The following is a 13,668-nucleotide window of genomic DNA, read 5'->3' as shown; positions in this document are numbered from 1 at the left end:
AGACAGAACGTAGCGCACTGCAATCCAGTTAAGTAACGACGCTGTCTGGATTCGAGTATGAGCGAATCACAAGCGCCGGGGCGAGAGGTCTGGATCGAAAAATATCGCCCACAGTCGCTCGATGAAGTCCTCGGCCACGAGCAGATCACCAGCCGGATCGAAAGCTACATCGAGAAAAACGACCTCCCACACCTGCTGTTTGCTGGTCCACCCGGGGTTGGAAAGACGGCCACGAGCGTCAGTATCGCCAAAGAGATCTACGGTGAGGAATGGCGTGAGAACTTCCTCGAACTGAACGCGTCCGACGAGCGGGGAATCGACGTAGTGCGCGATCGCATCAAGAGCTTTGCCCGATCGAGTTTTGGAGGCTACAACTATCGAATCATCTTTCTCGACGAAGCAGACGCGTTGACGTCTGATGCACAAAGTGCGCTCCGCCGGACGATGGAGCAGTTTTCGCACAACACTCGCTTCATCCTTTCGTGCAACTACTCGAGTAAAATCATCGACCCGATTCAGTCCCGGTGTACCGTGTTTCGCTTTTCACCACTGTCCGACGAGGCCGTTGCCGAACAGATCGATCGAATCGCCACGAATGAGGGAATCGACATCGTCGAGGATGGAATGGACGCCCTCGTCTACTCTGCAGCAGGAGACATGCGAAAAGCCATCAACGATCTCCAAGCAGCAGGCACACTTGATGGAACCGTTGACGAAGAGACCGTCTACGCAGTTACGAGCACCGCTCGCCCCGAGGAGATCAAGAAGATGGTGCAGCTCGCGCTCGACGGCGACTTCACGGCCGCGCGCTCGATACTCGATACGCTGCTCACCGAAGAAGGTATCGCGGGCGGAGACATCATCGATCAGCTCCACCGATCGGTGTGGGAGTACGATCTTTCGGACCGCGAAGCTGTGTACGTGATGGACCGTATCGGAGAGACAGACTACCGCCTCACGGTGGGTGCAAACGAACAAGTACAGTTGGAGGCGCTCCTCGCAGGGCTTGCACTCGAAGAGTGATCAGCACACCGCGGATGAGCGACCGAAGACTCTGCATGGGAGTGTGAAAGGCAGTGGTTGAAAATTTTCAAAACATGAGACCTATCTCTGGAAAGACTATCACCAATAGTAACTAATAATATGGTTCTTTTCCGCCCACAAGATCGATATCAGGATTGATGATAGTCACTAAGTCCGGTAGTCGGGATTGCTCTGTAGTGAAAACGGCCAATGAGTGGTGAACACCCGTCAGATACCGGTGTTCGGAAGGGTTTTACCCGGCGGTCAGCCAAGTGGTACGCGATGAGTGAACTCGACGAGGAGGAATATCGGCTCGATTATTTCGAGCAGGAGGGGTTCACCCGAAAGGAGTGTGACTCTTGTGGCACACACTTCTGGACCCGCGACGAGACACGCGAAACCTGTGGCGAACCGCCGTGCGGGCAGTACGATTTCATCGGCAACCCCGGATTCGATGAGTCCTACACGCTCAAATCGATGCGCGAGGCATTTCTTTCGTTCTTCGAAGAGCACGGCCACGATCGAATCGATCCGTACCCTGTCGCAGCCAGCCGCTGGCGGGACGATGTACTACTCACGCAAGCGTCTATCTACGATTTTCAGCCGCTCGTGACGAGCGGGCAGGCTCCCCCACCCGCGAATCCGTTGTGTATTAGCCAACCATCCATCCGGATGAACGACATCCAGAACGTCGGTAAAACGGGCCGCCACACGATGGCGTTCGAGATGATGGCCCATCACGCGTTCAACACCCGGGAAGACGCCGAAGGCTATGCCTACCACGGCGAAGTCTACTGGAAAGACCAGACCGTCCAGTACTGCGATGAGTTCTTCGAATCGATGGGTGCCAATCTGGAGGAGATCACCTACATCGAAGATCCGTGGGTCGGCGGCGGCAACGCCGGTCCGGCTATCGAAGTCGTCTATCGTGGCGTCGAGCTTGCGACGCTCGTCTTCATGTCGATGGAACAGGACCCGGACGGCGAGTACGAGATGAAAGACGGAAACCGGTACTCGAAGATGGACACCTACATCGTCGATACCGGATACGGACTGGAGCGCTGGGTATGGGTCAGCCAAGGGACACCCACTGTCTACGAGGCCGTCTACCCCGAGATGATAGCGTTCTTGAAGGAGAACGCTGCGATCGAGCTGACTGACGAAGAAGAAGCCCTCGTCCACCGCGCGGCGACGCTCGCTGGGAACCTCGATATCGACGAGGCAGAGGATATGGAAAGCGCCCGCGCAAACATTGCTGATGAACTCGGTGTCGACGTCGAACGGCTCCGTTCGCTGATGGAGCCACTCGAAGAGATGTACGCTATCGCGGATCACTCGCGGACGCTGGCGTACATGCTTGGTGACGGCATTGTTCCGAGCAACGTCGATTCGGGCTATCTCGTTCGCATGGTCCTCCGGCGGACGAAGCGACTCGCTGACACCGTCGGTGTCGACGCGCCGCTCGCTGAACTCGTCGATATGCAAGCAAAGCGGCTCGGATACACGAACCGCGACACGATCCGGGATATCATCCAAACGGAACTCGAAAAATACCGCGACACTCTCGATCGAGGTGGGCGGCGAGTGAGACAACTCGCTGATGAGTACGCAGAACGGGACGAACCACTCTCAACCGAGGAACTGATCGAGTTGTACGATTCGCACGGAATCCAGCCGGATATGGTCGCTGAGATTGCAGAAGAACACGGTGCAACGGTCGAGATTCCAGATGACTTCTTCTCGCTCGTTGCTGCACGCCACAGCGAAGACAGCGCCACAGAACCGACCGCTGAAAGCGACGAGAGCACAGCAGAAACGGGAGACGCAGAAGATGGGCAGGTCGAAAAACAAAGCGATGACGGCCACATCGCTGAACTCCCCGCGACCGATCAGCTGTACTACGATGATCAGGATCGGATGGAGTTCGAAGCGATCGTTCTCGATGTCATAGAGCGCGAAGGGGACGATGGGTACGACGTGGTGCTCGATCAGACGATGTTCTATCCCGAAGGGGGTGGACAACCTGCCGACAGAGGCACCCTCAGCACAGATGACGTAACCGTCGACGTTCAGGACGTGCAACGACAGGACGGCGTCATTCTCCATCATACCACCGAAGACCCAGGGAAAGGCGAGTTCATCCGAGGACAGATCGACACGATACGCCGACAACGGCTGATGGCCCACCACACGGCAACGCACATCATCGGTCACGCCACGCGAAAAGCACTCGGCGATCACATCCGGCAAGCCGGTGCACAGAAAGGCACTGACAGCTCTCGGCTCGATGTGACGCACTACGAACGGATCTCTCGGGACGAGAGACACCGCATCGAGCGCATCGCGAACCAAATCGTTCGAGACAACACACCCGTCGTTCAGGAGTGGCCCGACCGTCACGTGGCCGAAGAGCAGTACGGCTTCGACATCTATCAAGGCGGTATCCCACCCGGCACCGACATTCGCTTGATTCACGTCGCTGACGACGTGCAAGCCTGTGCAGGGACGCACGTCGGACGGACTGGTGATATCGGCTGTATCAAGATCATCTCGACCGAGCGCGTCCAAGACGGTGTCGAACGAATCGTTTTCGCTGCAGGCGATGCGGCTGTCGAAACGACACAACGCACGGAAAGCGCGCTGTTTTCCACCGCGGAGGTGCTCGACGTATCGCCGCGTGATGTCCCCGAGACCGCAGAGCGGTTTTTCGAGGAGTGGAAAGAGCGGGGAAAACAGATCGATTCATTGAAAGAGCAACTCGCCGAGATTCGCGCACAAGCTGGTTCGGATGAGACGATCGACGTCGACAGCGATGGGACAACTGCGGTGGTGCAACGTCTCGATGGCGATGAGGAAGAGCTCCGGGCAACGGCGACCGCAATCGTCGAAGACGACACGCTCGCGGTGCTTGCGAGTGGTCAAGAAAGTGCTCAGTTCGTCGTCGCAGTTCCCGAGAGCGTCGCTATCAACGCTGGCGAAGTGGTGAGTGAACTCGCGTCCCGCGTCGGTGGCGGTGGGGGCGGACCACCGGACTTCGCTCAGGGGGGTGGTCCCGACGTGTCGGCGCTCGATGATGCGCTGGCAGCGGCTCCCGAGATTCTCAAAGAGAAACTAAACGACTAAGCTGACGCGTCCCAGTACGCGTCGAAACCGTTGTCAATCGGTATCTGTACGTGTTACTCATGCCATTCACTTCTGTCGAAGACGATTCGATTTACTACGAAACCGACGGCACTGGCCCGACAGTGGCGTTTGTGAACGATATAGGGTACGGTGCGTGGCTGTGGGGGTGGCAGTATGCATCCCTCTGTGGTCCATTCGAAACGGTGGTGTTCGATCCACGCGGAACGGGGCGCTCGGATACGCAGTCGGCGTCGGACAGCGTCGAGACATGTGCAGCGGCTGTCGAAGCTGTCCTCTCCGATCACGGCGCACGGCGCGTGCATCTCGTCGGTGCAGGGTTCGGCGGAATGGTCGCGCTCGCGTACGCCAGTGAGTACAACCGCGCCCGGAGTCTGACGCTCATGGGGACAGCGTTGAACGGCGATCGGGTTGCTGGCAGTATTCTCGAACAGATGGGGGAGATGAGACCGGAGTCACTCGAACCCTGTTTCAGCGATGCGTTCCTCGAAGAGCGAGAGATTATCGAGGGAATACTCGACTGGCGACGGGATGAAGACGCCAGCGCGAACGCACGAGAGGCACAGGCCAGCGCGATGCGTGCGTTCGAATGCGAGAAACCGTACGAGATCACGATTCCAGCACTGGTCCTCCACGGGAGCGACGATCCGCTGATACCGATGCAAGCGGGCAACGAGCTGGCGGATTCACTCCCGAGCGGACGGTTCGAAACGCTCACCGGACGACATCTCGCGTTCATCGAAGCCTCAAAACACGCGAACGACATGATTTTGGGATTTCTCGAATCGATCGAGAGTACGAACGAGTGACGACACGATTCAACTGTGTCGCTCGGCCGCTCTACTGACTCGATCTGGATCGGGTAGATTACACACAATTATGCGACAGTAAACAGCTCCATCTTTCCTCGAACGAAAATTCCAAACGCTTCGAAACGTTCGTATGAGTAATGACACGATTGCGACTCGCTCTGCTGAACGCCTCACAGAGTGAGGAGGGGATCCATACCACCAACCGGAACTTCCGGCGCGAACTCGACGCCGATCTTGCCGAGTTCGTCCTGAGTCGGGACCAACTCCCACCCGATTTCGATTTCGATGGCGTGGTTGTCACGGGCTCTGCGGCGTCTGCGTACTGGGACGAACCGTGGATCAGAGCGGCGACCGAGTGGGTGCGAGAGGCCGACGATCGTGGGCTTCCGATCCTCGGCGTCTGTTTCGGTCATCAGTTGCTCGCAGCGGCGCTCGGTGGGAGCGTCGAAGCGATGGACGGATACGAGATCGGTTATCGCGAGATCGAACGAAGCGACTCGCCGCTGTTCGAGGGAATTGACGACCGATTCACGGCGTTTACGACACACGGCGATGCCGTCACTGAACTGCCAGAGGACGCAACCATCATTGCAGAGAACGACTACGGCATCCACGGCTTTCGCGCTGGACATGCCTTCGGGGTCCAGTTCCATCCGGAGTACGACATGGCAACCGCCACGGCGGTCACCCAACGCAAGGATTTCCTTGAGGACGAGCGCATCGAGAGCGTTCTGGAGGGAATCACCGACGAAAATTATGCCGCCGCCTGTAAATCGAAGCAGTTGTTCCAGAACTTCACCGACTACACGCGCGCTGTTCGCGCTGACGCCACCGCGTGAAAAAAGGTAGACGGCTCGTTCTGTGTGCAGAGGGAGGATTCGAGGACGAGCTGTTCGGGTGTGAGTGTGTTGCTGTTCGGTCTGGTGACGGTGATTATCGTGCGATCTGCCACCCAAGGACGAAGACGAGAAGGGCGACAAGCAGTGCGCCGGCAATCGATTCGCCCGCGACGAGCACCCGTGCCCCCGGTCCGGCGGGTGCGAGGTCGACATCCATAATCGTCGAAAACGTGGTGACGCTGAAATACACATTCAGTAGCATTTTCTGCCACCCTTCTATCGTAGCCAAGTCAGCGAATGACGCGAGTGCGTGTATGGTTCCGGTGGATCACGAACCCCGCCAACAAAGAGGAAGAGCGCGCCCGCCGTGAGGATGACGACACCCCACCACGTGAGTACGCGTCTGACGCTTTCGCCGTGCTTCGTGAGATATCACATGAGGGTTCTAACGCCCCATGGGCCGTATTTTCCGTCCTCCCAGTAGACGATATCCTCTGGACGCAGTTCAATCCACAGCGATTCTCGGGAATGTCTGCATCTCCTTCAGTCACAAAGCTGCCAAGGGTCTCAGTTCTGAAAAGTATACAGGAGTGATAAAGACACGGACCTGCCGAACGACCGATTCACCCTGTTTCAGAGGAATCGACGGCCACAGCAACCTTTTATGATATTCTCTGTGAATGGCGTGGTGTTGAGCGTACAACCCATTCTGCATCCGAGATTTCACAAGCAGTAGCTCTGAGCTCAGAGAGCATACAATAATACAGCATACGAAGATACGTTTATAAACGATGGTGTGTTAAAGATATACACGAGTGTAACAATGCCGATTAGTAGTGCGGAATTCGACCAGTACGAACCACCAACGCATCCCGAAACGAATGCCGAGCGAGTTATTCGATTTCTCGTTCAGAATCGGGATCAGGCGTACAAGGCGTCCGAAATCGTTGCGGAGACGGATATAAACCCTAACTCGATTCATCCTGTCCTCACTCGGTTAGAAGATCGAAGTCTCGTGCGACACAAGGAACCGTACTGGACGATCGGTGATTATTCTGCAGTTAAAGATGCATTCGTCTTTCACTCGACAGCGCAGTTCCTCGATGATGAACTCGGGCCGGAAAGTCGTGAAGAGTGGCTTTCGGCAGTGGATAATGCAGACGAGGATGATGCGTGAGCGAATCGATCCCCGCTTTTGACGCGCTTGAGCGCGGTCACGTCGTGCTCGCGCCCGATCCATTCAAAGACCGCATCGACGCAACCCGCCCATGGGTTATCGTGAATAACCAGCATCATCCATTCGATACGGACCAGTACGTCGTAATGGGTCTCACAACGAAAACATGGTACACAGAGCGTGTTTCTCTCGATACTGACGATTACCGACATCGACAAGCTCCACGGGATAGTTCGATCGTTCCCCATGCGGTTGCTTCACTCCAACCCGCGTTCTTGACCGACTACGTTTGCCGGATTCACGATGGTCCCATCGACCGTGCCGTAGAGATGCTTTCAACCTATCTCGTCCCATCAACGACAGAGTGATAGACGCCAAAATCAATCGGGGGCTCGTCTGTCACAATCGCTGACTGAGTGAGATACTAGGGACTGGGTCGAATTGCCGAGCGTTTTTACTGAGCCGCCACCGAGGTATATCATGCTCGATTACGTGGATTTGGAGGCTGACCTCTCTGCAGAAGAGCGAATGATTCGTGAGACAGCTCGTGAGTTCGTCGAGGACCGCGTTGCGCCGGATATCGCGGAACACTGGCTCGAGGGGACATTTCCGACGGATCTCATTCCAGAGATGGGGGAGATCGGATTTTACGCGCCCAATCTAGATGGCTACGGACTTCCGGGCGTGAGCGAGACGGCGTATGGGGTTCTGATGCAGGAGTTAGAGGCTTGTGACTCGGGGCTTCGGTCGATGGCGAGCGTTCAGGGCGCACTCGTGATGTACCCGATCTTCGCCTACGGGTCAGAGGCACAGAAAGACGAGTGGCTGCCGAAACTGGGAACCGGCGAAGCGGTCGGCTGTTTCGGACTGACCGAACCCCAACATGGATCGAATCCAACAGGGATGGAAACCTACGCCGAGCGTGCAGGGCACGCAAGTGATGATTATGTTCTCAACGGCTCGAAGACGTGGATTACCAATTCACCGATCGCTGACGTGGCTGTCGTCTGGGCACGAGATCGATCGACCGCAGAACAGTCGGTGCGTGGATTTCTCGTCGAGACCAACCGCGATGGCGTCTCGACCAACAAGATCGGAGAAAAGCTCTCACTTCGGGCGTCGATCACCGGCGAAATCGGATTGAATGACGTCCACGTTCCCGCAGAGAACGTGCTGCCGGACGTCGAAGGGATGAAAGGCCCCCTGTCGTGTCTCACACAGGCGCGCTACGGGATCGCGTGGGGAGCCGTGGGAGCCGCTCGGAACTGCTTCGAAACGGCCTGCCAGTACGCACGCGACCGAGAGCAGTTCGGTGGCCCGATCGCACGGTTCCAACTCCAACAAGAGAAGCTCGCTGAAATGGCGACCCAGATCACGCTGGCGCAACTACTCGCCCATCGGCTTGCCAGCCTCAAAGAACGCGGTGACCTCCGCCCACAACACGTCTCAATGGCAAAGCGGAACAACGTCCGGATGGCCCGCGAGCAATCGCGCATTGCTCGTGAAATCCTCGGCGGCAACGGGATTACTGCCGATTATTCACCGATGCGTCATCTCGCAAACATGGAGACGGTCTACACTTACGAAGGAACGCACGACATCCATTCGCTCATTCTCGGACAGGATCTGACGGGAATCGCAGCGTTCGATTAATACTACAACTGGTCGCGCTCACCGACCGGCGACTCCGCGCTGAGGATCTTTCCGAGCCACGAGCGACGGTTTGCGAGAAATCTGTACAGTCGCTCCCGAACACTCGAATAGCCTGGAAGAAGCCGGAACGCACAAAAGAGCGGTTGTAGCTCCGGATACGTTCGAGCAATAGCCCATTCAGCGGCTGCACCACAAGAATAGACGCTATCGGTGGTGATCAGATGCGCACACGCTTCGTAATCGTCTGGAAGACGGGAACGATCGTCGGCTGTCAGATTAGCGAATCCAACGGCATCAAGTGATCCGTGGCGGACGACCCACGCCGCACACCACGTGCAAAACCCACAATCATCGTCGTAGACGAGTACGGGGAGAGCGTGCTTGTGGTTCATCAGTTCATCGCCTATCAGGTGAATCGACCAGTTTCGGTTTCGCACGATTCACAGATCGTTACGAGGACATCGTCCGCGGATTCGATGCGTTGTGGCGTCTGCTTTCCACACGCAGAACACTCGCGCTGGACCTCTGTTTCGCCTGCATCAAAGGGGGCACCGATCGCCAAAGCAACAACTCGTTCGTCGCCTCGATTGAACCCTTGCTGCCATTCACCGGCCTCAAAGCGGATCGTTTCGTTGGTTCCAACAACCACGTCACCGTTTTCCGTCTCGAACGTGACCGATCCCGACTGAATGTAAAATACCTCTTCTTGGTCAGCATGGCGGTGGTAGCCGAACGCAAAGCTCTCATCTGGTGCGAGTTCGAAGTAATTGATCGCCATGTCGGTCGTTCCGAGTTTCTTCCCGACTGGCCGTCTCACGTCCGCAGGACTCATCAAGTCGCCAATATTGTCAATTTGAACATGCTCCATGTCATTTTACTCAGTGAGCAAAGCGATAAAACCCGTGTTTGATTCATGGGTTAATCTGCGTCTCATCCCTACCAAATTGTGCTCGTTATACTCATCTCGCACCTCAGACAGCGGATACCCCATCCCGGATACCCAACGCAATCAAACCATGTAAGAATCTCCGACTACTCGATCCGATCCGTGTTTAGCTCGTCTCGAAGATCGTCGAGCCATCCTTCCGACTTCAACTCCTCGAGACGTTCACGGAAGTGCTGCTTGCAAAGCCCAACCTTGACACCACCCTTCTCGACGGCCATGGTCGCCTCCTCCTCGCAGTAATGGCACCACATACAATCCCTTTGGTACCGAGGGTACTGAACGCTACGGCTCATCCGCAACCGAAACCTATGTAACGAAGCCGAATGGCAAATATGACATTAACCAGCATGGTTATAGTTACCGATGAGAATGGTTGAGTGAAGGGGCCAACCATACAAATCCGCCGATCGGTATGGGATGCCATTCCTCTCGCAATTCAACGTCCGTTTGGCTCCTTCGGGCGTTTTCTTTCAATCAAAATACAAGTCTGGAGCGTGCATCTGACCGTATTGATAAAAATTACAGCGGTCGTGATCGGGGACGACGCTTATCTAAACCGGAACGTTTCGAGGTTTTTCGGAGCGAATGTTCTTATATCGAATTTATGATATATTGCAGAAGAGAGATCTTGAACGGAGGACTCGTCTCCATGAACACAAAGGACTTTTTCGGGTCGCGGATTCATCGTTCGGACGAAGTTCATGAGACCTTGTCTGCCAGAGTGACCGGAGAATCCGTCTACGGTTTCGACACCGAATTCGAGCGAGAGTGTATCAGAGCGTCCACCGCGACCGTTCATCGGGATCTCGTCCCATCCACTCTGGATGCGTCGACCGAGCGTGCCTTGGGCCTGGTATCCGACAAATACCATTGTCGAATCTGGATCCGGGCCGAGGTGTTCGAGCCACGACATGATCGGTCCACCAGTAACCATTCCTGATGTCGAAAGAATGATGCAGGGACCACCGTCGGTCACTTCTCTGCGTTCGTCCTCACCGCCGTCGATGTGGTTGAACTGAGAAGAGAGGAAGGGATTCTCATCATCGTGGAAGATGCGATCGCGCAGTTCATCGCGCAGATACTCGGGATAGGTGGTGTGAATCGCTGTTGCTTCCCAGATCATTCCGTCGAGATGAACTGGCATCTCTGGGAGACGCCCCTCGCGCATCGCCTCTTCGAGAACGAGCATGATCTCTTGTGACCGACCGACTGCGAAGGCAGGGATAACGACTTTTCCACCCTGATCGTGCGTCTCCTGAATGACTTCCATCAACTTCGCTTCGGAGTCTGCTTGATCGGTCTGGTAGTCGTTGCGGCCGCCGTAGGTCGATTCCATGACGAGCGTTTCGACGCGTGGGAACTCGTTGGTCGCACCGTTGAACAGTCTGGTGTCCTCGTAGTGAATATCTCCCGAGAACGCCACATTGTAGAGTCCATCGCCAATGTGAAAGTGCGATACTGCGCTGCCGAGGATGTGTCCCGCGTTGTGCAGCGTGAGTTTTACATCCGGTGCAATATCGGTTACATCGCCGTATTCGATCGGAATCGTGTGTTTCAACGCTTCACGGACCATTTCGCTCTCGTAGGGCGGCGTCCGACCCTCTTTTCCTGCGACGTCCAGATAATCGAGCGTCAACAGCCCCATCAAGTCTCGGGTCGGTTCCGTGCAGTAAATCGGCCCGTCGTAGCCGTATTTGAAGAGTAATGGAATAAGCGCGGAGTGATCGAGGTGTGCGTGGGTAAGCACGACGGCGTCGATGGAGTTGAGTGGATTCGCCTCGGGGGCTTGTAGATAGGGAACTTCGTCCTCAGCCCCTGGCTTGTCACCACAATCGATGAGGATCCGCGTCTCAGCCGTCGAAAGAATGAAGCTTGCACGGCCGACTTCACGGCAGCATCCAAGCGTGCTAATCCGAACCCACTGCTCTTTCGAGAGTTCCTCGCGGTGAATCTGTCGTCCAACGCGCTCTAAGATATCACGGCGATCCTCACGCTCTTGTTTCAGGAAATTCCGGACGTTCGAGACCGTTGCGGACTCAATCGGTGGAGTCCGAACGACTTCGGGCGTCCAGCCGATCTTCTGAGTGATCTCACGCAACGTCGATCCGTGGCGGCCGATAACCATTCCCGGCTTTTGGGCCTCGATGACGACCTCGCCAGTATCGGCGTGGAAATCGAGGTCGGTCACACCCGCTTCTTCGGGTATGATGGCTCGAATTTGCGCTTCAGCGTCCTGGGGTCGCGCGAGTACGTCGGGATCGGGGCGGACGGTAATTCGTTTCCGGAGCTTTCCAGCCAGCGTCCGAATCAGATCGCCGTTCTGGGCGAACTTCTTTGGGTCCCGTGTATAGATGACAAGTTCGGGGCCCTCGTAGGTCACGTCGGAGACGGAGATGTCGTTCGGTATCTCGGCTGCGATCTCTGCTTTTAAATCGTCAAGTTGCTTCTCTACCGTGCTCATAGGTCACGTAGATATAGGCGGGGTTCCGAAGCACACAACTCGTGGGCACGCCGATCGTATCGGCGACCTGGAACCAACACTGGGATCAAACAACAGGTCATACTGTGAAATCATGACCGTCAAGACGGCCCGGAAAACCCGCGTTAGTCCTTTCTAAAGCATGGTCATTATAAAACCCTTCGCAACCACACAGGATATATATCGCCCGTTGTAAATCGTTTCACGGATTCGCCCAGTCAGTGGGCAAATGCTGGGTAATCAGTTTCGATCGTACTATGCATCTTACAGCCACGCGCGTTCGTGAAGAATACGTCTATGTCCGTGAGCGTCCGATCGCTTCGCTCATTACGACCGTCCGAGACGCGCTCGGTAAGGAGTTCGATACCGACGTTTCTCCCGTCAGTGACGAGCAGTACCGTGAAGAAGTGGATATCGTGTTCGCGGATGGTGACCGCGCTGTGAACATTGCTGCTCTCGTCGCTATCCTCCGTGAACTTGATGTAGCGGGTGATTATCCGGGCTTTGTCGTTGACGAACTACTCGGCCGTGAACTCGCAGCCACGATTGCTGGTGAACAGCCACGATCGCTGCTTGCTGAGGCGACGTTCCACTACGCCGACATCCATCACCATCCAGAGGGTCCGGCCGGCGAAGACGACCTCGATGCGGCACTCGCCGCTGGATTTCAGACGCGACTCCCTGGCTGGAAGTGGACGGAGTCAGACTCCCCGTTCGCAGTCGATCGCAGTGAGACACAGGATTAATCACAGCCACCGCAGCACGACACGGATAGTCGGTTTCGATCGAAGGACCACACAAAAGAACGTTCGGATGGCGCTCCTCCTCGTGGATACATGCGGCGAATGGCCCAGCGACCAGTCATAACTCGTTTATCAGTCCCCCGTGTGGTTTGCCGTGTTCACAATGACGAAAACCCTCATCGAACTGTTAAAACAAAACAAGAGCCACGCTCAGTCGTTCGAGAACGAGCAATTTGAATCGGTACAGGACGGACAATCACCCGAGTCCGTCACGGTCTGTTGTTCTGACTCCCGTGTGTTACAAGACGAAATGATTGAAAATCGCACACCTGGACACGTTTTTACGTGTAGCAATATCGGCAACAGAGTGTTTGAGGAGACTGCCGACGGACTGGCTGTGTCTGGTGATGTGTCGTATCCGTTGGTACACACTGGTACCGAAAATGTCGTCGTGATCGGTCACACCGGCTGTGGAGCCGTCACAGCAACCTATAAGGATATCGTTGATGGAATCGCCGAACCGGCCGGAATCCGCCACTGTATTGACCTTTTGAAACTGCGACTGACGGACGGCGTCGAGGCGCTCCCAGATGACATCGAGGAAAGCGAGGCGATCAACCGATTAGTGGAGTACAACGTCGATAAGCAGATCGAGTTCCTCCTCGACAGTGCTATTGTCTCGGACGAGATGAACGTCCTCGGCGTCGTCTACGACTTTCAGGACGTGTACTCAGACGAGAGGGGAATGCTTCACGTTGTCAACGTGAATGGCATGCGAGATCCAGAGCGAATTGCCGAGGACTGGCCGGAATTGGCCGCGCAAATGAACCGACGCTGGACGTACTGAGTACCTCA

General features: G+C 55.9%; 14 protein-coding genes. 9 read left to right on the top strand and 5 right to left on the bottom strand.

The genetic code is table 11. The features are described 5' to 3' along the window. The first annotated feature begins 57 nt into the window (after nucleotides 1–57). From MW898_RS16465 to MW898_RS16450, 4 genes are all read left to right on the top strand, one after another. Nucleotides 58–1,023, top strand: coding sequence for a replication factor C small subunit (locus MW898_RS16465; protein WP_248908846.1), 966 nt, complete (start codon nucleotides 58–60; stop codon nucleotides 1,021–1,023). Nucleotides 1,024–1,305: 282 nt separating this feature from the next. Then, nucleotides 1,306–4,146 carry an alanine--tRNA ligase gene (alaS, locus tag MW898_RS16460; protein ID WP_248909790.1) on the top strand — a complete coding sequence of 947 codons (2,841 nt, stop codon included), beginning with the start codon at nucleotides 1,306–1,308 and terminating at the stop codon, nucleotides 4,144–4,146. A 59-nt stretch (nucleotides 4,147–4,205) separates the two neighbouring features. Next, nucleotides 4,206–4,973, top strand: a complete 768-nt coding sequence (locus MW898_RS16455; protein WP_248908845.1) for an alpha/beta fold hydrolase — start codon at nucleotides 4,206–4,208, stop codon at nucleotides 4,971–4,973. A gap of 140 nt (nucleotides 4,974–5,113) precedes the next feature. Then, nucleotides 5,114–5,815 (top strand): type 1 glutamine amidotransferase, encoded by a 702-nt coding sequence (locus MW898_RS16450; protein ID WP_248908844.1) that lies wholly within the window; start codon nucleotides 5,114–5,116, stop codon nucleotides 5,813–5,815. Nucleotides 5,816–5,909: 94 nt separating this feature from the next. Here the strand turns inward: MW898_RS16450 and MW898_RS16445 are convergent, their stop codons facing one another. After that, nucleotides 5,910–6,104: an ion channel gene (locus MW898_RS16445; protein ID WP_264822289.1), complete on the bottom strand. Its 195-nt coding sequence runs from the start codon at nucleotides 6,102–6,104 to the stop codon at nucleotides 5,910–5,912. A 534-nt stretch (nucleotides 6,105–6,638) separates the two neighbouring features. Here MW898_RS16445 and MW898_RS16440 point away from each other — a divergent pair. The 3 genes from MW898_RS16440 to MW898_RS16430 all read left to right on the top strand — a co-directional run bounded on the left by MW898_RS16440 (nucleotide 6,639) and on the right by MW898_RS16430 (nucleotide 8,645). Then, entirely contained in the window at nucleotides 6,639–6,992 is a 354-nt protein-coding gene (locus MW898_RS16440) for a MarR family transcriptional regulator (protein WP_248908842.1), read from the top strand. Beyond that, on the top strand, nucleotides 6,989–7,360 hold the full coding sequence (locus tag MW898_RS16435) for a type II toxin-antitoxin system PemK/MazF family toxin (RefSeq protein WP_248908841.1): 372 nt from the start codon (nucleotides 6,989–6,991) through the stop codon (nucleotides 7,358–7,360). The genes MW898_RS16440 and MW898_RS16435 overlap by 4 nt, the downstream gene beginning before the upstream one ends. Before the next feature lie 112 nt (nucleotides 7,361–7,472). Further along, nucleotides 7,473–8,645, top strand: coding sequence for an acyl-CoA dehydrogenase family protein (locus MW898_RS16430; RefSeq protein WP_248908840.1), 1,173 nt, complete (start codon nucleotides 7,473–7,475; stop codon nucleotides 8,643–8,645). A gap of 2 nt (nucleotides 8,646–8,647) precedes the next feature. On the opposite strand, the gene MW898_RS16425 is transcribed toward MW898_RS16430, so the two are convergent. The 4 genes from MW898_RS16425 to MW898_RS16415 form a co-directional block, all read right to left on the bottom strand. After that, a complete protein-coding gene (locus MW898_RS16425; RefSeq protein ID WP_248908839.1) occupies nucleotides 8,648–9,037 on the bottom strand; it encodes a thiol-disulfide oxidoreductase DCC family protein in 390 nt (129 codons plus the stop codon). 14 nt (nucleotides 9,038–9,051) lie between these two features. Beyond that, nucleotides 9,052–9,513, bottom strand: a complete 462-nt coding sequence (locus tag MW898_RS16420; protein ID WP_248908838.1) for a cupin domain-containing protein — start codon at nucleotides 9,511–9,513, stop codon at nucleotides 9,052–9,054. A gap of 164 nt (nucleotides 9,514–9,677) precedes the next feature. Continuing rightward, a complete protein-coding gene (locus MW898_RS25670; RefSeq protein WP_309242235.1) occupies nucleotides 9,678–9,842 on the bottom strand; it encodes a DUF6757 family protein in 165 nt (54 codons plus the stop codon). Between the two features lie 296 nt (nucleotides 9,843–10,138). Further along, nucleotides 10,139–12,052 (bottom strand): beta-CASP ribonuclease aCPSF1, encoded by a 1,914-nt coding sequence (locus MW898_RS16415; RefSeq protein WP_248908837.1) that lies wholly within the window; start codon nucleotides 12,050–12,052, stop codon nucleotides 10,139–10,141. 275 nt (nucleotides 12,053–12,327) lie between these two features. Here MW898_RS16415 and MW898_RS16410 point away from each other — a divergent pair, with 275 nt between their 5' ends. Together MW898_RS16410 and MW898_RS16405 are read left to right on the top strand one after the other, a co-directional pair. Then, a complete protein-coding gene (locus MW898_RS16410) occupies nucleotides 12,328–12,816 on the top strand; it encodes a DUF7984 family protein (protein WP_248908836.1) in 489 nt (162 codons plus the stop codon). 160 nt (nucleotides 12,817–12,976) lie between these two features. Beyond that, a complete protein-coding gene (locus tag MW898_RS16405) occupies nucleotides 12,977–13,660 on the top strand; it encodes a carbonic anhydrase (protein ID WP_248908835.1) in 684 nt (227 codons plus the stop codon). Nucleotides 13,661–13,668 lie beyond the last annotated feature (8 nt).

The organism is Halocatena marina, assembly GCF_023276375.1.
Taxonomy (GTDB): Archaea; Halobacteriota; Halobacteria; order Halobacteriales; family Haloarculaceae; genus Halocatena; species Halocatena marina.
The sequence above is the reverse complement of the archived record's forward strand: the minus strand, read 5'-3'. Positions and strand labels throughout refer to the sequence as shown.

Coding starts and splice junctions, on each gene's coding strand:
- MW898_RS16465 (WP_248908846.1), top strand. CDS start 58: ATGAGCGAATCACAAGCGCCGGGGCGAGAGGTCTGGATCGAAAAATAT.
- alaS (WP_248909790.1), top strand. CDS start 1,306: ATGAGTGAACTCGACGAGGAGGAATATCGGCTCGATTATTTCGAGCAG.
- MW898_RS16455 (WP_248908845.1), top strand. CDS start 4,206: ATGCCATTCACTTCTGTCGAAGACGATTCGATTTACTACGAAACCGAC.
- MW898_RS16450 (WP_248908844.1), top strand. CDS start 5,114: ATGACACGATTGCGACTCGCTCTGCTGAACGCCTCACAGAGTGAGGAG.
- MW898_RS16440 (WP_248908842.1), top strand. CDS start 6,639: ATGCCGATTAGTAGTGCGGAATTCGACCAGTACGAACCACCAACGCAT.
- MW898_RS16430 (WP_248908840.1), top strand. CDS start 7,473: ATGCTCGATTACGTGGATTTGGAGGCTGACCTCTCTGCAGAAGAGCGA.
- MW898_RS16425 (WP_248908839.1), bottom strand. CDS start 9,037: ATGAACCACAAGCACGCTCTCCCCGTACTCGTCTACGACGATGATTGT.
- MW898_RS16420 (WP_248908838.1), bottom strand. CDS start 9,513: ATGGAGCATGTTCAAATTGACAATATTGGCGACTTGATGAGTCCTGCG.
- MW898_RS25670 (WP_309242235.1), bottom strand. CDS start 9,842: ATGTGGTGCCATTACTGCGAGGAGGAGGCGACCATGGCCGTCGAGAAG.
- MW898_RS16415 (WP_248908837.1), bottom strand. CDS start 12,052: ATGAGCACGGTAGAGAAGCAACTTGACGATTTAAAAGCAGAGATCGCA.
- MW898_RS16410 (WP_248908836.1), top strand. CDS start 12,328: ATGCATCTTACAGCCACGCGCGTTCGTGAAGAATACGTCTATGTCCGT.
- MW898_RS16405 (WP_248908835.1), top strand. CDS start 12,977: ATGACGAAAACCCTCATCGAACTGTTAAAACAAAACAAGAGCCACGCT.